Raw genomic sequence first — 22,475 nt, 5'->3', positions numbered from 1 at the left:
GAGGGCAAGTAGATCGGTTTTTTCACGCACCCGCCAAGGGCAATTCCACGCGGAAGGTGGTTCCTACCCCAAGATTCGTTATGAAAGTGATTTGGCCACCAAGATCCTCAATACTTTTCCGGACAATGGCAAGCCCCAACCCCATTCCACTTGTTTTTGTGGAAAAATTTGGCTGGAAGATATTATCACGGAGTTCCTCCGGAATACCCGTTCCGGTATCATGCACTTCACAAAAAGCCATTGGCTTCTCTTGTGCCTTCTGGACGCACCTACCCACGTTCAGTGTCACCGTCCCTCCTTCCGGCATGGCCTGAAGTGCATTTTTGATAAGATTCAAAAAGATTCTACGTAATTCCTCACGATCTGCCATCACCCAGATATCTTCCGTGGCCTGTTGAAAGACCAATATAAACCCTTCACTACGCTCCATGAGCGAGGTACATTCCTCTACCGCAGCATTCAGTTCCAAGCGCTCCAATACCCGCTTTGGTAGCCGAGCAAAGGTCGAAAAAGAATTTGCGATATTGGTCAGAGAGTCAATTTGCTCATCCAGCGTTGCAGTGATACGGGTAAACATGCCCTCAAATCGCGCACGCTCTTCGGAATCATCCATATTAATCGTCTTTTGGGCGCGTTTGAGGTGTTGGAGCGAAAGTTTCATGGGGGTTAGTGGGTTCTTAATCTCGTGAGCCACCTGACGTGCCATCTCACTCCATGCCAATTGTCGTTCTTGCAATCCCAATTTCTGTCGGCTTTCGGCCAATTGCTGTTGCATGTCGTTGAAGGTTTCCACCAATTCGCCCACTTCATCGCGGGAATTAACCGGGATTTTGGCATCGAACCTGCCGCTCGCAACCGCCTGTAACCCCTGCCTCAGTCCGCTCAGGGGACGGGTTAGGGCATTCGCCAGTACGGTCACCGTCACCATAACGACGAGTAACAAGAGCAACAAAGCGCCAAAAAGATAAGCAGTTGTTCGGGCACGTTCTTCCAAAACTTGCTCTTGCTCCGATAGCATCAACACCGAAAATGAATAGCGAGGAACTCCGTTCTCGTCTGCCAATGCCCGATAACCAATGGTATAGCTATCTGCTTTCCCTTTACTTTCCACATAAGCATTTCTAAGGGTCTGCAAGTAAAGCTGTTCATACGCTTCAATGGGTAGCCGAATGGGAACCAGGCGTTCCCGCACCAAATCCGGACGGGTTGTGGCCACCAATTCCGAACCCCGATATACATTAATGTCTAAACTGAGGTTGGTGGCGAGAGAGTCCAACTTATTACGCCCCAAAATGCCCGTCAAGATTTCCCAGGCGGGCAAATTGCGCGTATGTTGCACCCGAATTGCCTCGGCTGTTCGGTCTAAACGTCGTTCCAGGTTTTCGCGCAGGGCTTCGCGGTTTTCACGGGTAACCACTTGTTGCCCTAAAACTCCCATGGTGACTACCGAAACCACCCCCACCACCAGAAAAGCATTGAGCACCTTGTCGCGGAATTGCCGTCGCGGCAAAGGCAAAAACCCTTTACGAAAGCGATAGACCAACCCTATGACAAAAACAGGGAACAAGAGCCACAAACCGGAAATAATGATACGGAGTAAATAATAAAGATGATCATATGGATTGGTGGCGGGCGCACGGACGGCAATCACTTTATTGGAAAATACCCGAGAGCCTGGTACATATGGATTTTGGTAAAACGTATTATAGACCTGATCATACACGGTCTCCTGGCCCCAATAGCGGTCTTTCTGATCAAATTGACGCATTATATCATCCGTCAGGCGGGTTTTGGTAAACGGCCCACCCTGCCCGCGAAGCAAAATACCGTTTTGGTATTCGGCCACCGAAAGCTTTCGCCGCCATCCATCTGGCTGAATAACATCTGCCGAGGTCCTAACAAACGAATTTTCACCCGCATACCGGATGCGCTGCTCGGCACGAAGCATCAACCACCCCACCGCCTGACCCCGTTCGCGCAACGGCGCCAGTCCTTCGTACTGAAATTGTTCGTTTTGTTGTTGCCGGGTTACGGGTTGTACCAATTGTTCGGTTTCTCCACTCGAAAGATACGCCTCCTTAAGCGCCAAAAAATCCGACAAGCCAGATTGCAATAAACGGGAGCGTTGGGCATCCAAAACGGCTCCTCGGCCCAAGAGTAGTAACGGTGCGTCTTTAAGGTCAAAAAAGCCGATAGAGGTCTCGAAGTCCCCTTGCCCCAAATCGTTAAGTTCTGCTGTAAAACGTGCCAAAATCCCAGCCGCCAAACTAGAGTCTGCAACAATGTTACCAGATGAATTAAAAATGGGATTACTCCGCCGCGTATCGGAGATAGATTGGGCAAGCGCCCCCAAAACCCGTTCTTCTTCTCCCTGTGCAAAAGTATCCGCCACCAAAGCCATCTGCCGTTCCAGTTGCATCCGAAGGGCATTGTATAACGCCGGATACGTCAGTAAAACACCAGCCAATAGCAAGAGCAATAAACTCCTCAAGTGTAATAACCGCAAAGGTAACCCAGGTTCACGTCTCCAAAACCAGCACCCCAACACTGCTATACCGAGTAAAATCCATTCTCCGGGCCATGTGGTTTGTGTCTCCCCTAAAGCCAGTAAATAAAGGCTGCTTTCTAACAGCCCTAAGGCCAGAGCAGCAATTCCTATTCCCCATATAAAGGCACGTCCCGACCACAAGCCACGTCCTTTGGCATCTACCAACCTTATCAAAACCGTTAACACCAACAAGGCTGTCAGAGCAAGCAACAATAAACTGCAATAGACCAACATAATGGTAGTAGGCGGCATTAATCCGGTCCAAGCCAGATAGTCCAAAACAGAGTCGTTTACAGCACGTTCCACCACCAATACAATCCCTAACCATAGGACTTTTACCACCACTCCCACCAATAGCCACCCCAAAACGAAAACATTTTTTTCTCTACGCCCTGCACCTTCTGGTACGGATTCCGGTGGTTTTAAGGCAATAACATACATGCGTTTAGACCAAACAAATGCCGTAAACCACGCAAATATGGTAGTCAGGGCCAAATCACCAATAGAGCGCATCAGGCCCCATCCTAAATCACTGGCCAAAAATCGTGGATTAAACAATTGTTCACCCATTGTTAAGTCTTGTAGCAAACGCTCCGGAATATTCCAATACAGCAAAACGAAACGAAAAACCCAGACCGAACCAAGACCCAATCCCAGTGCAAGAAACCTCGCCCAAACACCCCAACGTACTTCCAAAGAGGCTGTGATACCAAACACCCCAAAAACCAGCCAGCCTAAAAACAAGATGCCCCAAAACAACGCTATATTCCGAATCCGGGCGGCCTCTACTTCTTCCCGCTCCGCATCTGAAAGGGCAAATACCTGCACTTCGCCCAGTACCACCCCATTCGGTGCTCGCAACAACCCAACACCTTGCGTAGGATTGGCTGCATGTGCGCTCTTTGGCCGCCAATCTACCCGAACTGGCCGCATAATCTTTTTTTGCCAAAGGTCCTCCAACCGAAAATCGGGCAAACTTGACCCTTGTGCAGAAACGGGTACATTGATCAGATAAACCACCCGAATGCCACCTACTACAGCAGAACGACGATATACAGGCTCCCAATACTCCAATGCCAACAAGCCATCTTGTTCCGCATGATAGACCTGAATCATTTCTTGGGTCGGAAAAGGTTCTTTTCGCCGCGATTCCTGAATCGGCAAACTGACGCCGTTCCAAGCAAGAAGCCCATATTCTACATCGTATAGTTCGATGGCCATTTGTTTTTCATCGAACTGTTTTCGCTTACTAAACCATGCAATGGCCTCTTTCTGGGCAGGAGAAAGGTGTTCGATATGATCTCCGGCTGTTACCTGCTCCAGACAACGCAACACAAACGGCTGAACAGCAGCCCGCTGGCTTTCGGCTTTCATATACGAGATACGTTCCTCAAAGTCTTGCTGAATCACTAAAAGTGCCTCTTGTAACGTTGGTTGTTTCACAGCCACCGTAGCAGGGCGCAAAAAAGCCGATATTGCCCAAACCACTCCTAAGAAAATGGCAATAAGCCACCACGCTGAAATTCTTTTGATGAAACCCATGTGCAGGAGCATAAATACAGACCATAAAAAAAGGGCCGGATGTTTACCCTGCCCTAATGTACAAATTTATCAGAAGGTTAGGAGGCCGTAATCCGAACTTCCTTGAGTTCCCAAGTTGAACCATTTTTTCGCAAGCGAACATAAATTCGGAGCGATTGCCCATTCCGAGAACGAAAATCACCCGTCGCAAAGGCCGCATTTTTGCCCGGAGAGAGGTCACTAAACCGAAATCCACGGGATGGTTGCGAGCGAAAAAAACTTTCTAATACATACCGTGCCTGAATAGGACTATAGGAGGCATTGTCTTCTGGCGTGCGAACAAAGATAGGGTCGGACGCAAATTGTAGAACTGCCCGTAGGTCATTGGACGAAAAACCCGACTCTATTTTACGGAGAACCTCCGTGCCATCATCTTGTGCCCTAATCCCACTTGGCAACCACATTTGGCACAGCAGGCCAAACAACAACAACACCATTCGTTTTTTTGTTTTCATAAGACGCTTCATGGTTGTGGGGCGAGTACTTTATCCTTTAGCAAAAACCGATCCACACTTCAAAAACTGCTTAATAGACACTGTTTCCCCCCTTTATGGATGCCCCTGTCCGCAATTGGTTGCACGAGGTGTGCAATATTATGGACATTTTACATTCTTCCTGTAATCTCGATCCCAAGGTGATGGATTTCCCTTTTTGCCTAAACCTTCACACGCCTTAACCCCTTCAATCTCTGTTGAAAACGAGCCCCTACGTGACCAAAAAAAGACATAGTTCCTAAGTCTAATTCAATCCTGCATTTACTATTTAAAAGAATCATTTTTTTACCTATCTTCCATCCACACCCTATATCAATCCTTTTTCAAGACCCAAAATATGACAAAATCTGCCATGTTGGCCGCAATGACCGAAGTTTTAGACCTTTGGCTCGCCGCCTTAGACCAATATTCAGAAGAAGCCTTTGTACGTAAGCCGAATGATGAAGACTGGAGCATCGGCCAAGTGTATCAACATTTGGTACTGGGCACCCGTGTTTACCACATGCGCAATATTACTTCTTGCTTGAACCATCCACAATACACAGACAAACTTCCAACCGATGACGGGTTCAAGATTCTAAGTAGTGGCGAATTTCCACCCATCAAAATAAAGGTTGCCCCTTCGCCGCAATATACCCCGCCCCAACCAGAAGGTGTGGCCCACGTTCGTGAACAACTCATTGCACTTAGTGCGGATCTTTTGGCCTTGGGCGAACAGGTCTATGACTCCGAGTCGAAGGGCAGAATGGCCCATATGCGTTTTGGTTTCCTAAATGCCTCGGAGTGGTACCACCTTATTGAAATGCACTTCCGGCACCATCTGCGACAAAAAGAGCATTTAGACCAATGGTTGGCCGGTGGCATTTATGCCTAATTCCCTCCAGATGCAGAACGGACGGTAAAGAGTAAGTAGGCGGTAATCCCAATGGCTGCCGAAAGGACGGTTGTACGAATCCAAACCGGACTTTGGGGTAACGGCAGTGTTCCGATAGTTTCGGGGAAACGGTTATCTTGTATTTGTTCTATATTTTTGCGGGCCACTTGGTCTTCATGTCTTTGCACACATGTTTCGGTAAAGTGTACCCGTCCATCCGGTGCAAGTATTTGTATCCCCAATTGAACGGTTAAACTCCGCTTGACCATTCCACCTTTGACTCCCCGCTCGTACCGAACAGTGGGTGTATCAGGTTTAAAGCGGAATTGTAACCTGCTGGCACCTTCAGTGGCCTCTGGTAAATAAACCGCCGTTCCTCGATCTGTCAATGCTTTCAAGAAGGCTTGTTGTATGTAAGGAAAATTCAGATTTTCCGGCATCCATAAGACACCTTCTGACAATGTGGGCACCATTACTACACATTCGCGGGCCAAATTGGCAAAGTGCTGCTGGTTTGAGGTTTGTGCAAAGACGGGAACAAAGCACAGGGCCACCCACATCAATGGCATAATTATTTTCTTTAATGGCCGCATGGTCTTATACAAAGGAATGGACTGAATTAGGAGAATCCACATGTATGGCAAACCCCTTGTGAGCATTATAATGGGCAGCGACTCGGACCTTCCGGTGATGCGTGCTGCCGCAGATTTCCTAAAAACGTTGGATGTGGGCGTGGAAGTGACCATTGTCTCGGCCCACCGGACGCCTGATCGTTTATATGATTTTGCCCGAACAGCACATGAACGCGGCATTTCCGTGATTATTGCCGGAGCGGGTGGAGCAGCCCATCTACCGGGCATGGTAGCCGCACTCAGCCCCTTGCCCGTCATTGGTGTACCCATTAGGTCTTCCAATTCGATAGATGGCTGGGATTCGGTTCTGTCTATCCTGCAAATGCCTTCCGGTGTACCGGTAGCCACGGTTGCCCTCAATGGTGCCCAAAATGCGGGCATTCTGGCGGCGCAAATCCTCTCATTACAACTTCCAGAGCTCCGTGACCGTGTGATTCAATTTAAGAAAAACCTTGAACGTGGTGTGGAACAAAAATATCAAGTTTTGGAAGCCACGGGCTACGAAGCTTACCTGAGCGAAATACGTTAGGGGCTATAATTGCACCTCTTTTAAGAACTCCTCCAGAAACTGCTCATCATGAATGAGTACGGCACGTGCTTTCGAGCCTTCAAAGGCACCCACCACTCCCGCACGTTCCAATTGGTCAACAATTCGGGCGGCGCGGGTATAGCCAATCGAAAACTTCCGTTGTAGGAGAGAAACAGAGCCTTGTTGGGCCCGCACAATCACCCGTGCACAGTCATCAAAAAGAGGATCCTTACGATCGGCACTCCCACCTCCATTGGCAGCAGGGGCTTCTGTCACCTCCCCGCCTTCATCCACCGAAGGCAATAAGTAAGGGCCAGGGCCACGCTGATTGGCAATGAATTGCGTCACTTCTTCTACTTCATCCACCGAAATAAACGGCCCTTGTAGCCGAATCATCCGACTGCCACTCATATACAGCAAATCCCCATTTCCCACCAATTGCTCGGCACCCATTTGATCCAGAATCGTTCGGGAGTCAATCCGAGAAGCCACCTGATAGGCCATCCGCGCTGGAAAGTTCGCTTTGATCAATCCCGTAATAACATCCACCGAAGGCCGCTGGGTAGCAAGGACCAAGTGGATACCAACCGCACGTGCCATTTGAGCGAGCCGAGCTATCGGGCCTTCAATTTCTTTTCCGGCGGTCATCATCAAGTCGGCCAACTCATCCACAATCACCACAATGTAGGGAAGATGACGATGAACAAGATGGGCATGTTCCTTAAGCGTCGTGCCTTCGAGCTTGTTTTTATGGAGTTTACGATTATAGTCTCTAATACCACGAACGGTCAGATCCGAAAGCAAATCGTAGCGCATCTCCATTTCCTTTTCACAACTTTTGAGAATGCCAAAGGCTTGGCTATAATCGGTGATGATGGGTGATTCAGCAGATTCTGGCATCGCAATGTAGTGATTGGCAATGGCCCCATATTGCAGTAATTCGATTTTTTTGGGGTCTATCATGACAAACTTCAGATCGTTTGGATGGCAATGGTAGAGCAATCCTGTGATCAGACAGTTAACACCCACCGACTTACCGGAACCAGTAGCCCCGGCAATGAGCAAGTGGGGCATTTTCGTCAGGTCTTCGATATATACTTCCCCCTCGATGGTTTTCCCCATGGCGACTGGCAGGGCGTGGTCGGCATGTCGGAATTTATCAGCCGCCAAGATGCTCCGAACCCGGACAAATTCCCGATGTTTATTTGGAATCTCTATACCAATGGCCGCTTTTCCCGGAATGGGGGCGATAATCCGGATGCCTTTTGCTGCCAAGGCCATGGCAAGGTCGTCTTCTAATGATTTGATTTTACTGATTTTAACACCAGGTGCAGGTGTCAACTCAAAAAGTGTTACCGTTGGACCAACGACCGCTTCCACCCCCCGCAATTCAATGTTATACGTCCGGAGTTTCTCCACCAGAAGTTCTTTTTTATGCTCCAACTCCAGTCCCGTTTTAGTTGGGACACGGATGGTCAGTGACGGGGCGCCCTCTCGTGGAATGATCGTACAACGGGTATTGGGCAGGTGCGCAAGTCCAGAAGCAAGGGCATGTAATTGGTTTACATCTACGTCTTGCGATGGCACCAACTCATATAACAAACCCGCCTGTGTTTTGGTCTGATTTAAGGCAGAGATTTGCAAATTTGCATTGGTAATGGCTTCGATCAATTCATCATAGGCTTCTTCGCTTTGGGTACGGGCCCGCTGACTTACTTCCACAGCAAGGGTGGTACTACTCCAGAGGGGTATGGTTATGCGGGCGTGTGCAAACTGATGAATTAATTCTTCTTCCAGCGCCTTCAGGGTTTGGGCATCTGGCGTGTTGGTAATACGAATTTTAAAATGCGCGTGGGTGGTCTCGCGTTGAGACTCTATGGCATCATAGATAATCGCCCGACGTTGCAAGACCTCTCGGAGGAACTGCTCAATGTGACCCGCTTCTGCCTCGGCTACTTTACGCGCCTCATTTTCACCATCCGTTAATAACTCAAGTGAGGGTATCGAAAAGTCGGCAGCAAAACTGATCCGAGGCAACACCCGTGGTCCGCTCAATGCAGAAACAGGTTCTTCTATCGTGGGACGAATGGTAAGCGGTAATTCAACCTGCCCTTTCTGATCCACCAAAGTAGGTTCTGGTTTTACGAAAGATGGGGGCGTCGTGACAGGTGGCTCAAAGGATGCCTGCGGGGTAGGGATCACCGGAACCGGAAAAGGTCGGGGAACCAAAGGTTGTGCTTCCGACTGTGGAACAGGCGTAATTTCGCTGGTTGAACGGGAGAAAATACCTTCTTTCGGTGTTGTAAAGGGGAGCGGCTTTTCGGTTAGGACGTGCTCTTTTTTACTTTCCCGCTCATTGATCCAGCGGGACAACCGTTCACGTAACTCAAAAAAGAAGTCCTCCGCACGGTCCACCGAGGTTTGTACATCACGGTCCATGGTCAGCATTAAGCCAATCACCACCAGTACAAACAAGATCAGAACCGATCCTACACTACCAAAAATGGCTATTAGGATATTTGCCAACCCAATGCCTATCTCTCCAGAGAGATGCTGTACCACGGGTTCCGCTGTCTCTGAAAATACGATATTCATCCAGCCAGTAATTGTGGATAGCATCAAGGCGATAGACCCCATCCGCACTCCAGTCCGAATCAAGAGCTGATGGGCTTTATTCCGAAAGATGTAGTAGCCCCACAAGATCAAAAAAGCAAGCGGAAATACCAATGTAAAATATCCTAAAAAGGAAGGAACCAGTAGATAGGCTATTAAAGCACCAATGCGACCTAAGGCATTTTCGGACGTAGGGATTTCACCCGCCTCTATGGCTTGCTCGCCAAAGGCATGTTCAATCAATTGCTGATCCTTCAGGCTAAAGGTTAAAACGGCGAGTGAGCACAACAAAGCGACCACCATGAGGACCAAACCCAAAATTTCCTTCTTGCGTTCATCGGAAATGGGTGGGATCAGCGGAGTAGCAGTGCGCTTCTTGTTTTTCGATGCGCTACGGGGAGGGACTTTTTTTGGTGCTGCCATATTTGGAAAATACACAAAATTTCCGGAAAAGGAAAACAGCCATCGCTTCCGGCGTCAATTGGGCCGTTACGATGGCTGCTCTTATACCCCAAAAGAACCGTCAAGATGCGTTAATGGAAAGATTGCTTGGGTTAAATACGGGAAGAATCCCAGAAAAATCTATCTGGCAGCTATAAGGCACATCTCCCAATAGTCCAGCGGCTTCGAGTGCTTTACCCTGAACACCCGCCTTCAGTTTATCCACAATCTGGCTTTTATTGTGCTGATAAGTACTATGGGCGATCACTGCGGCATCCGATAAGCCAATCTCGGCTTTGTGAACTTCTGTCAGAAGATCCACCATTTGTCCCAAGCAAAGAACATCGCCCAAGGCAGCCGATCCTTTGTGTCCACCACAAATCACCAAAACATCGTGTTTGGATTGTAAGACAAAATTGGTGAGCCGAGTCATGTTCAAAAAGCATCCCACAACCAGAACTGGAGCGCTACGGGCAATGGAAATGGCATTTGTCAGGTTAGAGGTGTGCATGATCACCGTCCGATTTGCAACAGCTTCCGGGGTGTACTCCAAAGGAGAATTCCCAAGCTGGTACCCGCTGATAGGCTGGCCATTCTTTTCGCCCCCCAATACAAATACCTTTGGATCGAGGTTTGCCGCCATGCGGGCAGCATCCCCCAAGGTTGGTGCAGGTACAATGGTTTTGGCCCCATTGTGCAATGCCGTAACCATAGAGGTACTGGTTCTAAGCACTTCCAGAGCGATGACGGCCTTATCCCGTACATCGGCTTCGGTTAATCCTGCCGGATTAAATAAAACATCTAAATACATAATTTATATAAGTCTGCCAATAAGTGGTGGTTGGTCTGTGATGATTAGGATATTTTATGCAACGGCGCTTTTTTAACCCTTGCTGCCAGTTTCCTGCCCCGGACATCAATCCATATCGCCGATTCTGGCACAGTTAAGCCCGATGCCACGCTGACATATCCCATACCGATTCCCTGGCTTAGTACCGGAGATTGTGTTCCACTGGTAACCTCGCCAATGATTTGTCCATTTTGGTCCAACAACGGATAACCAGCCCTTGGGATTCCCCGTTCCTCCAAGACAAAAGCCACAAGTTTTCGTTCAACCCCCTTCTCTTTGATGCCTTCCAAGACCCCTTTCCCAATAAAATGGTCTTTTTGCATTTTCGTCACCCATCCCAAACCCGCTTCGAGCGGATTGGTGGTGTGGTCTATGTCATTGCCATACAAACAATATCCGGCTTCCATACGCAGGGTGTCGCGGGCGCCTAAACCACAAGGCTCGAGGCCATATGGTGCACCGGCTTGCATCAAGGCTTCCCAAATCTCGGTCGCCTTATCATTTTCACAATAAATCTCAATGCCTGATTCGCCAGTATAACCAGTGTGAGAGATCAAAGCCTGCTTGCACTCAAAAAATGTACCAGATTCTGGACGAATCGCATGATAATAAGGCAAATTTTGTATGGATATGGATGTAAGATGGGAAAAAATTTCCATTGCTTTGGGCCCTTGTAGCGCCATTAGCGCCATCTGGTCAGAGACATTCTCCAACACAGCTCCCATCCCATTATTGGCCTGCATCCAATCAAAATCTTTTTCTATATTGGAAGCATTGATCACCAGTAAAAATTCGGTACTCCCCAGCCGATAAACCAACAAGTCATCCACAATGCCGCCTTCCGGGTTACACATCACCGCATACATCACCCTGCCATCATAAAGTTTTGCAGCATCATTGGAAACCAGGCTTTGAACAAATGCCAGTGCCTGTGGTCCAGAAACCCTCACCTCGCCCATATGGCTTACATCAAAGAGACCCGCTGCCTTGCGGACAGCCATGTGTTCTTCTATGATGCCTTTATAGACAACAGGCATCTCGAAACCGGCAAATGAGACCATCTTCGCCCCAAGTGCTTTGTGAATGTCATAAAGTGGTGTACGCTTCAACACGGTTTGAGACATAGCCTTTTGGTGTGGTGTATAAGGATTACGGAATTTCGAAAAGCATAGGGAAGTTAAAAGCGGCTTTTCTGTCAGAACTTGATGAACTGAGTCCGGATTGCAAGTTACGACCCCGAACTACCAGTTTCAAACAAAAATTGGGAATTTTTGTCCATTCTTATGGCCTATTTTGCAACAAATCAGCCATGTAAGCCCTTACATGGAGAATGAATTTTCCATCCGTTGTTAAATGCTTTCTCGTGTCATTGGATGCAACTTTTATACAGAAGGTTATGCCACGCACGCTTATTTTTTTGTGGCATTGATATCAAAAACCAGTCGCATCATTGGCTCATATTGACATCCATTCCCCCGCTTCCTACTTTACTATTTCTTCTTCTTCTAAAATCAAAACACAATGATCAAACAATGGATGCTCATTTGCCTGTTGGTGGGCTTTGGACAGGTGACAGCACAAGAAACACCGGTTGCCTTCACGGGTGCAACCTTGCTTCCTATTTCCGGCGCCCCCATCGAACAAGGCGTTTTGGTGGTTCAGCAGGGAAAGATTCTGGCCATTGGAAAGGCTTCTGCCGTGCGCATTCCACCTAATGCCCAGCGCGTGGATCTTTCAGGAAAGATGCTGATGCCCGGCCTGATAGACACCCACTCGCATGTAGGTGAAGCAGCCGGAGGAGATGGATCGGCTGCCCTCCAACCAGATGTACGAGTACTGGATGCGTTAAACGTCCTCAGCCCATCTTTAGGACGTGCCAGAGCGGGCGGTATCACCACCGTAAACGTGATGCCAGGATCGGGGCATTTGCTCTCTGGCCAAACGGCTTATCTAAAATTGCGAAAAGGAAAGGCCATTCAGGATCTCTTATTATGCAAAGACTTGCTCAGTGAAGTTTGCGGTGGCATGAAAATGGCCAATGGGACCAATCCGATGCGCGATAATGGCACCTTCCCCGGAACCAGGTCTCGGTCTGCTGCAATGGCACGTCAGTGGTTCCTGAAAGCACAACACTATCAACGGAAGGTGCAAGAAGCGGCTGGCGACCCCAGTAAAATGCCCGAACGCGACTTGCAGATGGAGGCGCTTGTACAAGTCCTTGAGGGCAAACGTACAGTCCACTTCCATACCCATCGGGCAGACGACATCCTCACCGCCATCCGAATTGGGCAGGAATTCGGCTTTAAACCTGTTCTACAACACGTGAGTGAAGGCTGGAAGGTGGCCAAAGAAATTGCGGCATCGGGATTTCCGGCATCGGTCATTGTAATAGATTCGCCCGGTGGAAAATTAGAGGCCCTGGAATTGCGCTTCGACACTGGTGCGGCTTTGGTTAAAGAAGGTGTGCTTATGGGCTATCATACGGATGATTACATCACCGATTCACGCCTCTTTTTGCGCTCGGCGGCCTTAGGAATACGGGCTGGACTGAATCGGGAGAAAGCCCTTGAGAGCCTGACCCTCGCTGGCGCCAAAATGTTGGGGCTTGATCATCGGGTTGGAACACTCGAAGTGGGTAAAGATGCAGATTTTATTGTCCTTAGTGGCGACCCGATGAGTGTTTACACCCGAATTGAACAAACTTGGATTGAAGGTCAAATAGTGTTTGACCTAAGCAATCCGGAAGACCGAAAATTTGCTAACGGAGCCTATGGCGTATTGGTCGGAGATGTGGTTCACACCCATCATGATGGGGAAGACGATGGCCACCGATAAGACCGTCTATTATTTCTATCTTCTTTATAAAACAATCCCTTATGAACAAATTTTTTACGTTGTGTCTGGCCTTGTTGTCTTTTCCAGCAAGCCTTATGGCACAAACCTATGCCCTTAAAGCCGAGATGCTGCATACCGCTGCTGGACCCTCTATTTCCAATGGGCTGGTCTTGGTGAAAGAGGGTAAGATCGAGTGGGTGGGCCCGGCGAAAGAAAAAGCCATCCCCAAAGGGTATCAAATATATAGTGCCAAGGTCATTACCCCCGGTTTAATAGACGGGCATTCGGTGGTGGGTTTGGCTGGTGCGCTCAATCAACCACATGACCAAGACCAATTAGAAACTTCGGGATCTCCTCTGGCACCAGAACTCAGTGCTTTAGATGCCTACAACCCAAGAGAAGTTCTGGTGGAATACCTTCGGACGATGGGGGTTACGACGATCCATACAGGCCATGGTCCGGGCGCCCTCATTTCTGGTCAAACCTTGGTGGCCAAAACGGTTGGCAACAACGTCCAAGAAGCGGTAATAGACGCTTCTGCCATGCTTGCCATCACATTGGGTGCAGGGATCAACAGTGGCTTCAAGACCCCAGGTACGCGGTCCAAAGCGTTGGCTTTATTGCGTCAAGAATTGCTTAAGGCACAAACATACCTTCGTAAAATGGAGCAGGCCGAGCTATCAAAACGTCCAGAGCGTGATCTAAAAATGGAGACCCTGGTTCAATTGCTCCGTGGGGAAATAAAAGCACTTATCACCGTAGATCGCGCCCACGACATTCAGGCAGCCATACGTATAGCGAAGGAATTTAACCTTAAGTTAGTCTTAGACAGTGTTTCCGAAGCATATCTGGTCATAGACGAGATCAAGGCCAGTGGAGCCGAGGTAATCCTTCATCCAACCATGAAACGTGCCGCCGGAGAAAGCGAAAACCTAACGTTCGAGACTGCTAAAATCCTGAATGAAGCGGGGATTCCCTTTTCACTCCAAAGTGGTTTCGAGGGCTATGTCCCCAAAACCCGTGTGGTACTCTTTGAGGCTGGCGTGGCTGCTGCATATGGCTTACCTTTCGAGAAAGCCTTGGCCGCCATCACGATATATCCAGCCAAAATCTTGGGATTAGACCAACGCATCGGATCGCTTGAAGTTGGAAAAGACGCAGATGTGGTCTTGTTTGATGGAGACCCATTTGAATACACCACCCATGTTTGCACCGTTTTTGTGAATGGAAAAGTGGTTAGCGAAACTTGTCGCTAAGTAGCACAAAATGAAACATCTAAGGTGAAGACGGTTTGCGTGGTTCTTGGCTTTTTGCGTCAACATAACTATAAGAACCGTCTTCTCATTCATTCCACAAAGATGAGCGATAAATGGATTTCCCCTTTCCGAAGACGATCTCAATTTAGGTTGCCTATATTCTCCTAACAGATTCACACCAAGAAATAAGTATCTACCCTATGTTACCTTCCTATCTCTCGGTTGCCCGTATAGACCAAGCCATCCAACTTGCCCTCTCGGAAGATGTGGGCACGGGCGATATCGCTACCCTAGCAACCATTGATCCCCATAAGCAGGCAACTGCGCAATTTTTAGCAAAGGCAGATGGTGTTCTCGCTGGCATTTGGGTTGCCGAACGGGTGTTTGAGCAGGTGGATTCTGCAATAAATGTATCGTGGGCAGCACGCGAGGGCGACTGGATAGAAAAAGGGGTCTGGTTTGGAACAGTGGAAGGCCCGGCACGCTCAGTTCTGGTAGCAGAACGCTTGGTACTCAATTTCATGCAACGAATGTCTGGTATTGCAACCGCCACCCGGCGTATGGTTGACGCCGCCAAGCCTCATCCTGCGCAGATTTTAGATACGCGCAAAACCGTCCCCGGTCTTCGGGAATTAGACAAATGGGCGGTATTGATTGGAGGCGGGAAAAATCATCGAATCGGACTTTATGATATGATGATGATTAAGGACAATCATATTACTGCTGCCGGAGGGATCCGAAAGGCATTAGATGCCGCACGGGCGTATCTTAGAAGTAAAGCGCTTGCTGTGGAGATCGAAATTGAAACCAGAACACTGGATGAAGTCCGCGAGGTGCTGGCAGCAGGTGGTGCAGACCGCATTATGCTGGATAACATGACCCAGAAAAGACCAGATGGTTCATTAGAGGTGACTTTATTGAGCGAGGCGGTTAAACTTATTGCGGGGAAGTTCAAAACGGAAGCTTCTGGTAATGTGACCCTCGAAACCATTCCGCAAATTGCCGCAACAGGGGTAGATTTTATTTCTTCTGGATCCCTAACCCATTCGGTTACGGCAATGGATATTTCACTCAAGATCCGCTTGGATTAAGTCGTTCACGGAACGTCCAAACCATTGAACAAAAAACGAGTACCTTTCAACATTAGACAAGTTTTCCAAATTCTTGTGCATGAGGGGATCTCTCCCCGATACACCCAAGTCCGTTTTGTACACTGGTGGGCAAAACACATGGTGAGAGCGACCCTCTTTTTTATGGCATAAAGCTTCGCAAGAAAGCAGTTCCTATACGGTTCGCAAAACGTCTATAACAACGGCTTCATCCAGAATTCCAACACTTTTGGAGATTCGGTTTCTTCATCCAAGTCTTGCCAATTGATGGTACAAGTCATACCAATGGCTTTTTGGAAACCACGATTCTGCCAAAAAGGGTCTAATGGTAAATAGTCCGCAGGCCGTCGGGGATGGTCGCCAGGGCGCACGACCCCACAAAAAGCCAGCCAAGAGAAACCACCCAGCGCCAAGGCCCACTTTTCCCGTTCGGCCATAAAATGTACACCCGCACCTAAACCACGGTAAGAAGCATGTAAGACCGATTCACTCAAATAATACACCGTTTCCAAAGGAATGTCGCGGTCCACAAAAGGTTTCTGAATGTTCTCGGTTTCTTTGGCTAATGGCATTCCAGTAGAAGCCCCAACAACATTCACCCCATCGAAGGCCAATACCAACACAGCCTTGTCCGCCTCGGCAAACGTGGTCAGATAACGCTTTTCATATGCCAAGTCGCCATCATACAAATAAGGAAATTCCCTAAAAACGGCGATGCGCAAGGCGGCCAAATCGTCTAAATAGGGTAGTATCTCGCTTCCTGTACAGGTTTTAAAAGTCAGAGACGTCATAAGGCATCGGGGGTTAAATCACATAAAGGCTTCCGTCATTTATTTTTCTAACGCTGAGACAGGAGTTGCCCATCAGTATGCTTTTTCCGCGTGTCCAGAAAGAAGTTAGCCCTTAAAAAGAGGCGCAACTTGATAGAGCAATAGATACACCACCACACCGGTCACCGAAACAAAGAGCCATACCGGAAAGGTAAAACGTGCTATTCGTCGGTGACGGGCAACATAGGGGCTTCCACCTTTTTGTTGGGTTTTTAGTCCCCGATAAAAGGTCATCAACACCAAAGGTAGCACCAAGGCCGCCAAAACCACATGGGGAACCAAAATCCCATAGTAGATATACCGCAGTACGTCCGGCGCATATTCTGGAAAAACTGTATGCCCGATCCCACTATCCATTTGCCGCAACGTGTGGTAGGTTAGATAAGACGTTAAAAAAACCGCAGAAGAGGCCATCGCCGCAATCATTGTCTGACGGTGACGGGCAATATCTTTTTGGCGGATCAATAGGAACCCCCTCAATAATAGCAACGTCGAAAGCAAGTTTAGAATGGCGTTGAGTGCTGGTAGGTCTTGGTAGGTCATCGGTCTTTCCTTTGGTATCCTATTGGTTAAATTTAATCTGTAAAGGGTTTATGGATGGCGTATTGTGCCCAAAATAGGGCGAGCAGCGTGAAACTTAAAAAAATACCCACCGAGGGCAAAAACCCCAAGGTTGTGTGTACAGGAAGATTTTCAAAGCCATAGAGCGCGATACGCAAGGCATCCAAACCATACGTGACCGGATTGAGCCATGCCATCCATTGTACGCTTTTGGGAATGCCAGAAATCGGGAAAAATGCCCCAGAAAGCATCCAAAGTGGCATTAGAAAAAAATTCATAAGGGCCAGAAAACCACGGGTGGATTTTACTTTCCATGCCATAATAAAGCCCAGACTACCAAACGTCATGCCCATCAAACCACAAATAAGCCATGCAGATACCATGCCCAAAAGGGTTGTTGGAATGCCCATGACAGGCGTTAGGAGTAAAAAAAGTGCCGCTTGTAGCATTCCAAGCGTCGTACCTCCAGCCACATTCCCAAAAACCAACCACCAACGCGAAACAGGGGCAATCAGGGCCGCCTGAAAAAAACCACTACGTTTTTCCTCCACAATCGAAACGGTCGAAAAGATGGCCGTAAATACCACCACCAATAACACCATTCCAGGAAAAAGGAATGTCAGAAACGAAACACCTGCGTCTTCTCTCAGCCTGAAACTTCCTTGAAAACCCAACCCCAAGAGTAGCCAAAAAAGAAGAGGTTGCGCCAAAGCACCACCCATCCGACCACGATCGAAAAGAAACTTCACCACTTCTCGTTTCCAAAGTGCCCAAAAAGCAGTCATACGCCCACAGAAGGATTAGGGTCAAAAGGATGCCCGGTATGCGTCAAAAAGACATCTTCCAAGGTTGGTTTACGGATAGATACCGCAGTAATACTTCCGCCAAAATCACGATACAAAGGGGTTAACAATGTGTCGGGGGCATGATGCCAGACACACAACGCCTTTCCGAATTGCTTCACCGTCCACCCCATTTTTTCGTGTAATAACGTACCGAGTATTTCCGGGTTGGGAGTCGAAATCCAAAGCGTATCACTCCCAAGAGTGGATTTAAGTTCTTCAGGCGTACCCCGACACACCACTTTTCCTTGGTTGAGGATCACCAATTCATCACATTTCTCGGCTTCTTCCATTAAATGGGTGGCCACCAAAACGGTCATTGGGTATTGTTGCCGCATTTCGTGAATAAACCCCCAGAAGGCGTGGCGTGCAACGGGGTCTAATCCATTCGTTGGCTCATCCAATAGCAATAACTTGGGTCGGTGCAAGATGCTTCTTGCTAAATCTACACGCCGTAGCAAGCCACCACTCAGGCTTTTGCACCGATCAGCTGCACGTTCCCGAATACCAAATTGCTGAAGGCTCTGAGCGATCCGGTCGTCTATGAGATGGCCTTTTAGCCCATAGAGGGCACCATGAAGCCGTAAGTTCTCGCGTACCGAAAGGGCCAGATCTAAAGCCGGTTGTTGAAAAACCACGCCCAATTGTTGCCGTACCCGCGCCGGATTTTCCGAAACCTCTGTACCTGCAACGCGACACATCCCTGAACTTGGCCGTAGGAGCGTAGATATTATGTTAAAAAATGTGGTCTTTCCAGAACCATTGGGGCCCAAGAGGCCAAACAAAGAGCGATCGGGGACTTTAACCTCTAACCCATCCAATGCCATTTGGCTTCCATAACGAAAATTAAGGCCTTTCGCAACCAGAATATCCAACATAGGCACAAATCAAAGAAGGCGATCCAACACGAGACAAAGCAACAAGGCCGGAATATATAAGACCGACGCCAAGAGTACCTTTCGGGCATGTTGATGGGTCATTTCCATATAGAACCGGATAGATGTTACCAGAAAATAACTCCCCAACAAAACCGCACCAGAGATGTACAGCCCGCCAACGAGTCCGGTTTGAAGTAATGAGAGGCTTAATCCAACCGTAAGTGCGGTAAACAAGACAGTTTGAACGATTGTCGCGCGGCCAGTAGGCTCTGTTACGCTCAACATTTTAAATCCACCCCGTTCGTAGTCTTTACGGTACATCCATGAAACCGCTAAAAAATGTGGCATTTGCCATGTTAGCAGTATTCCAAACATCAACCATCCCCCTAAATCAAAACTCCCCGTAGCCGCCGTCCAACCACCCAATGCAGGTAAAGCTCCTGGAATGGTTCCAACGAGGGTATTGTAATGGGTAATGCGTTTAAGTGGGGTATAAACCGCCACATACAAAACAACGGTAATGGCGGCCAATAGCGTTGTGACCAGATTCACCCATACAAAGGTATAACCTATCCCCACAAGGGCCAAAGTACATCCTAATACCAAAATAGGCAGGGGGGATAGCCTTCCGGCAGGCAATGGCCGACGGGCAGTCCGGTGCATAAGTGCGTCATAATCCCGTTCTATATAATGGTTCAGGATTGCCCCACCCGCCGATGTGAGGCAAACACCCAAAACCGTATGAAGAAGTTTGAGCCAGTCTAACCCATTTGTGCTCCCCAATAAGAAACCGGCCACCGCCGAGATGGCAACCAAAAATGAAATCTCTGGCTTGGTTAATTCCCAGAGGTCGGTCCAAAGCGTTGGTTCTTTTTGCTTATCCCGCCGGATCATGACACGACTTTCTTCCTCATCGGGGCGGCCTGCTAGATGGGGTTGGGATCGTTTAGGGTTTTCAGGATACGGCATGGTCTTAACGCGCACCGTCTTTTCGAGGGGTAAGTTTGAACGCATAAAGTAAAAGGGTAAACTGTCCTCCAAACATGATACAAGCCAATAATAAATGTATTGGTTGTGCAAATGCAGGCAGGTCATTGCCAGCCAATACCAAGCCAGAAGCCACCGAAGCAAGAATACTCCCCATCACCACCAACATCCATCGTTTCATGAGGCTCGGAGAAGCTTTCTCCGTGAAAATCAGGTGCATCAACCAGCCATTTACAAAGAATGTAACCAAAGCCAAGACACGATGAATCCCAAAAGAAATGCCCAGCCCTGCTATAATTTCAGTACGCGCCACCTGATCCAACAACACATCTACTTCTTCACGTACCTGTGTACCTATCAAAACTTGGATTATGGTGAGCAATAATGCGATCCCTACGGTTGTTCGGACGGCCGTTGGGTAGCCTGGAAAGACGCTTAAATGTCGGTTTTGTATCCGGAAAAGCAAGGCCGCCCCAATCGCTAAGATCACCAAAGCCATCACCATATGGATGGTAATTTTGACGGGCGAAAGCGCCGAACTCACGACCACAGCCCCCAGCCATGCCTGGAATCCAATCCCAATCAGGTTCAAAAACGAAAGTACAAGAAACCATTTATCGGTTTTGTATAGCGGCAAGGCAAACAATAACTGTAATAAAATGGACAGGCCCAACGCAGCGCCAATCAGACGATTAATGTACTCGGTCCAAGTTTTGGTGGCATTAAATTCTTCAACGGCGTTGTGTTCTTCGGCATAGACCTCTCGGTAATTCGCTGGTAACTCCGAGACATCGGTAGGCGGAATGAGTTTTCCAAAACACTTTGGCCAATCGGGACATCCCATCCCGGCTCCACTGGCACGCACCACAGATCCCGCCAGAATCACCAAATAAACGAGCGCCAAGGTAATGGTTCCGATGAACGCCAAACGTTGATAAACTTTTTGGGGGACTTCCAGCGTGCTCATCCGGCGTACCAACTCCAAGAGGGTTTAAAAGGTAATTAAAATGGAGAACTTGAAGATACGCCACGAAGCAGGTTTGAAGATTTGAGCGCAAGGTTAATTCTTGTAGAATGGTCTAAGAATCCAACTAAACACCTATAACTTTCGTCTTTGTTCGTCCTATTTTCAAACAAAACAGGTAAACGCCCGTGGCCGATCGGCATCTCTCGGCACATAAATTTCTTTTTGCTAATCACCTTAAATTAACATTTATCATGCCTTTAATGGTCTCAATCTCCGGAATTCGAGGCGTCTTTGGGGACGGCTTGGATGCAATGGTTTTGGTTAAATACGCTGCTGCATTTGGTGTTTGGGTGCGCAACCGCGCAAGCGAAACCGGTGGCAAGCCTTTGGTGGCCGTAGGACGCGATGCCCGTGTTACCGGAGAACTCTGTCAAACCTTGGTCATGGAAACCCTGCGCTCGGTGGGCTGCAATGTATTGGATGTAGGTTTAGCCACCACGCCCACGGTAGAAATGGCCGTGCTTGGCGCACAAGCAACGGGTGGCATTATTTTATCTGCCTCACACAATCCTGCCGAATGGAATGCGCTTAAACTGCTGAACGAAAACGGAGAATTCCTTACCCCCGAACAAGGAAAAGCAGTCATAGACCTTGCAGCGTCGGGTACGGTTACGGCTGTGCCTTATACCCAAATCGGTGGTTATTCGGCACAAGACTACTTACCCTATCACATACAAAAAATTTTGGAACTCCCTTATATCTATCCTAAGCAAATTGCCGCTCAAGATTTTAAGGTGGTGGTGGATGGGGTGAATTCGGTGGGCGGCGTGGCCATTCCTGCTTTGTTGAAGGCATTGGGCATTCGTGAAGAAAACATCATCCGTCTTCACTGCAACCCTACGGGCCTCTTTGCGCACAACCCAGAACCCTTGCCAGAGCATCTTTCCGAAATCATGGATATGGTCACCGCTACCAACGCGGATTTAGGCATTGTGGTGGATCCAGACGCCGATCGGCTTGCATTTGTGGCAGAAGATGGCCATTTTTATGGAGAAGAACTTACACAAGTAACCGCAGCAGATTTTATGCTTGGCCATAAACCAGGTCCCTTTGCAACCAATTTATCTTCGAGCCGAGCCGCAGATGACGTAGTGGCGGCCTATGGCCAAACGTCTTACCGTGCTGCCGTTGGTGAAATCAATGTAGTGATGTTGATGAAGGAAGTGGGGGCTGTAGTGGGTGGTGAAGGGAATGGCGGGGTAATCCTACCCGACCTTCACCACGGACGGGATGCACTGGTGGGCACGGCCATCGTATTACAACATATGGTGAATACCGGAAAGTCCCTCTCCCAGCTTAAAGCCGGATACCCTGCGTATAGCATCTCCAAAAACAAAATTACCTTAGACAAAGTGGATGCCGATACGGTCTTGCGCCAAATAGCACAACGCTATCAAAAGGAGCGTATCTCAACCATTGATGGTGTAAAAATTGACTTTCCGAACGAATGGGTCCACCTACGCAAGTCCAATACCGAACCAATTATCCGGATTTATGCCGAGGCCCGCACCCCCGATCAGGCCCAAGCCCTTGCACAGCGTTTTATGGATGAACTGGCTGCCGTTGAAAGTACTCCCTAAGGAAGAAG

18 protein-coding genes are annotated in these 22,475 nt (G+C 48.4%); 6 read left to right on the top strand and 12 right to left on the bottom strand.

Going from position 1 to position 22,475, the window contains the following annotated elements; all coding sequences use genetic code 11:
- Positions 1 to 22 precede the first annotated feature (22 nt).
- A complete protein-coding gene (locus JNN12_13505; protein ID MBL7979350.1) occupies positions 23 to 4,090 on the bottom strand; it encodes a HAMP domain-containing protein in 4,068 nt (1,355 codons plus the stop codon).
- A 77-nt stretch (positions 4,091 to 4,167) separates the two neighbouring features.
- Positions 4,168 to 4,596: a DUF4783 domain-containing protein gene (locus tag JNN12_13500; protein ID MBL7979349.1), complete on the bottom strand. Its 429-nt coding sequence runs from the start codon at positions 4,594 to 4,596 to the stop codon at positions 4,168 to 4,170.
- A gap of 364 nt (positions 4,597 to 4,960) precedes the next feature.
- Between JNN12_13500 and JNN12_13495 the strand changes: the two genes are divergently transcribed.
- The gene (locus JNN12_13495) at positions 4,961 to 5,497 is read left to right on the top strand and encodes a DinB family protein (GenBank protein MBL7979348.1); all 537 of its coding nucleotides are present in this window, start codon (positions 4,961 to 4,963) and stop codon (positions 5,495 to 5,497) included.
- On the opposite strand, the gene JNN12_13490 is transcribed toward JNN12_13495, so the two are convergent.
- Positions 5,494 to 6,132: a hypothetical protein gene (locus tag JNN12_13490; protein ID MBL7979347.1), complete on the bottom strand. Its 639-nt coding sequence runs from the start codon at positions 6,130 to 6,132 to the stop codon at positions 5,494 to 5,496. The genes JNN12_13495 and JNN12_13490 overlap by 4 nt on opposite strands.
- On the opposite strand from JNN12_13490, the gene purE reads away from it, so the two are divergent.
- Positions 6,131 to 6,658 (top strand): 5-(carboxyamino)imidazole ribonucleotide mutase, encoded by a 528-nt coding sequence (purE, locus tag JNN12_13485; GenBank protein MBL7979346.1) that lies wholly within the window; start codon positions 6,131 to 6,133, stop codon positions 6,656 to 6,658. The genes JNN12_13490 and purE overlap by 2 nt on opposite strands.
- A 3-nt stretch (positions 6,659 to 6,661) precedes the next feature.
- On the opposite strand, the gene JNN12_13480 is transcribed toward purE, so the two are convergent.
- The 3 genes from JNN12_13480 to gcvT form a co-directional block, all read right to left on the bottom strand.
- A complete protein-coding gene (locus tag JNN12_13480) occupies positions 6,662 to 9,106 on the bottom strand; it encodes a hypothetical protein (GenBank protein ID MBL7979345.1) in 2,445 nt (814 codons plus the stop codon).
- Between the two features lie 688 nt (positions 9,107 to 9,794).
- Entirely contained in the window at positions 9,795 to 10,523 is a 729-nt protein-coding gene (locus tag JNN12_13475; GenBank protein MBL7979344.1) for a 2-phosphosulfolactate phosphatase, read from the bottom strand.
- Positions 10,524 to 10,567: 44 nt separating this feature from the next.
- Positions 10,568 to 11,686: a glycine cleavage system aminomethyltransferase GcvT gene (gene gcvT, locus JNN12_13470; GenBank protein MBL7979343.1), complete on the bottom strand. Its 1,119-nt coding sequence runs from the start codon at positions 11,684 to 11,686 to the stop codon at positions 10,568 to 10,570.
- A 412-nt stretch (positions 11,687 to 12,098) separates the two neighbouring features.
- Between gcvT and JNN12_13465 the strand changes: the two genes are divergently transcribed.
- The 3 genes from JNN12_13465 to nadC all read left to right on the top strand — a co-directional run bounded on the left by JNN12_13465 (position 12,099) and on the right by nadC (position 15,744).
- Entirely contained in the window at positions 12,099 to 13,397 is a 1,299-nt protein-coding gene (locus JNN12_13465; GenBank protein MBL7979342.1) for an amidohydrolase family protein, read from the top strand.
- Positions 13,398 to 13,438: 41 nt separating this feature from the next.
- A complete protein-coding gene (locus tag JNN12_13460) occupies positions 13,439 to 14,653 on the top strand; it encodes an amidohydrolase family protein (GenBank protein MBL7979341.1) in 1,215 nt (404 codons plus the stop codon).
- Between the two features lie 200 nt (positions 14,654 to 14,853).
- Positions 14,854 to 15,744, top strand: coding sequence for a carboxylating nicotinate-nucleotide diphosphorylase (nadC, locus tag JNN12_13455; protein ID MBL7979340.1), 891 nt, complete (start codon positions 14,854 to 14,856; stop codon positions 15,742 to 15,744).
- A gap of 212 nt (positions 15,745 to 15,956) precedes the next feature.
- Here the strand turns inward: nadC and JNN12_13450 are convergent, their stop codons facing one another.
- The 6 genes from JNN12_13450 to JNN12_13425 form a co-directional block, all read right to left on the bottom strand.
- Positions 15,957 to 16,553, bottom strand: a complete 597-nt coding sequence (locus tag JNN12_13450; protein MBL7979339.1) for a hypothetical protein — start codon at positions 16,551 to 16,553, stop codon at positions 15,957 to 15,959.
- Between the two features lie 105 nt (positions 16,554 to 16,658).
- Positions 16,659 to 17,135, bottom strand: coding sequence for a DUF420 domain-containing protein (locus tag JNN12_13445; GenBank protein MBL7979338.1), 477 nt, complete (start codon positions 17,133 to 17,135; stop codon positions 16,659 to 16,661).
- 32 nt (positions 17,136 to 17,167) lie between these two features.
- Entirely contained in the window at positions 17,168 to 17,938 is a 771-nt protein-coding gene (locus tag JNN12_13440) for an ABC transporter permease (protein ID MBL7979337.1), read from the bottom strand.
- The gene (locus tag JNN12_13435) at positions 17,935 to 18,873 is read right to left on the bottom strand and encodes an ABC transporter ATP-binding protein (protein MBL7979336.1); all 939 of its coding nucleotides are present in this window, start codon (positions 18,871 to 18,873) and stop codon (positions 17,935 to 17,937) included. Before JNN12_13435 ends, JNN12_13440 begins: the two co-directional genes overlap by 4 nt.
- 9 nt (positions 18,874 to 18,882) lie before the next feature.
- The gene (gene cyoE, locus JNN12_13430) at positions 18,883 to 19,767 is read right to left on the bottom strand and encodes a protoheme IX farnesyltransferase (protein ID MBL7979335.1); all 885 of its coding nucleotides are present in this window, start codon (positions 19,765 to 19,767) and stop codon (positions 18,883 to 18,885) included.
- 79 nt (positions 19,768 to 19,846) lie between these two features.
- Positions 19,847 to 20,845, bottom strand: coding sequence for a COX15/CtaA family protein (locus tag JNN12_13425; GenBank protein MBL7979334.1), 999 nt, complete (start codon positions 20,843 to 20,845; stop codon positions 19,847 to 19,849).
- A 233-nt stretch (positions 20,846 to 21,078) separates the two neighbouring features.
- Between JNN12_13425 and glmM the strand changes: the two genes are divergently transcribed.
- Positions 21,079 to 22,467 carry a phosphoglucosamine mutase gene (glmM, locus tag JNN12_13420; GenBank protein ID MBL7979333.1) on the top strand — a complete coding sequence of 463 codons (1,389 nt, stop codon included), beginning with the start codon at positions 21,079 to 21,081 and terminating at the stop codon, positions 22,465 to 22,467.
- Positions 22,468 to 22,475: the final 8 nt, after the last annotated feature.

This window comes from Bacteroidetes Order II. bacterium (assembly GCA_016788705.1).
Lineage (GTDB): Bacteria > Bacteroidota > Rhodothermia > Rhodothermales > UBA2364 > UBA2364.
Note: the sequence above shows the minus strand (reverse complement) of the source record. Positions and strands in the feature narration are given on the sequence as shown.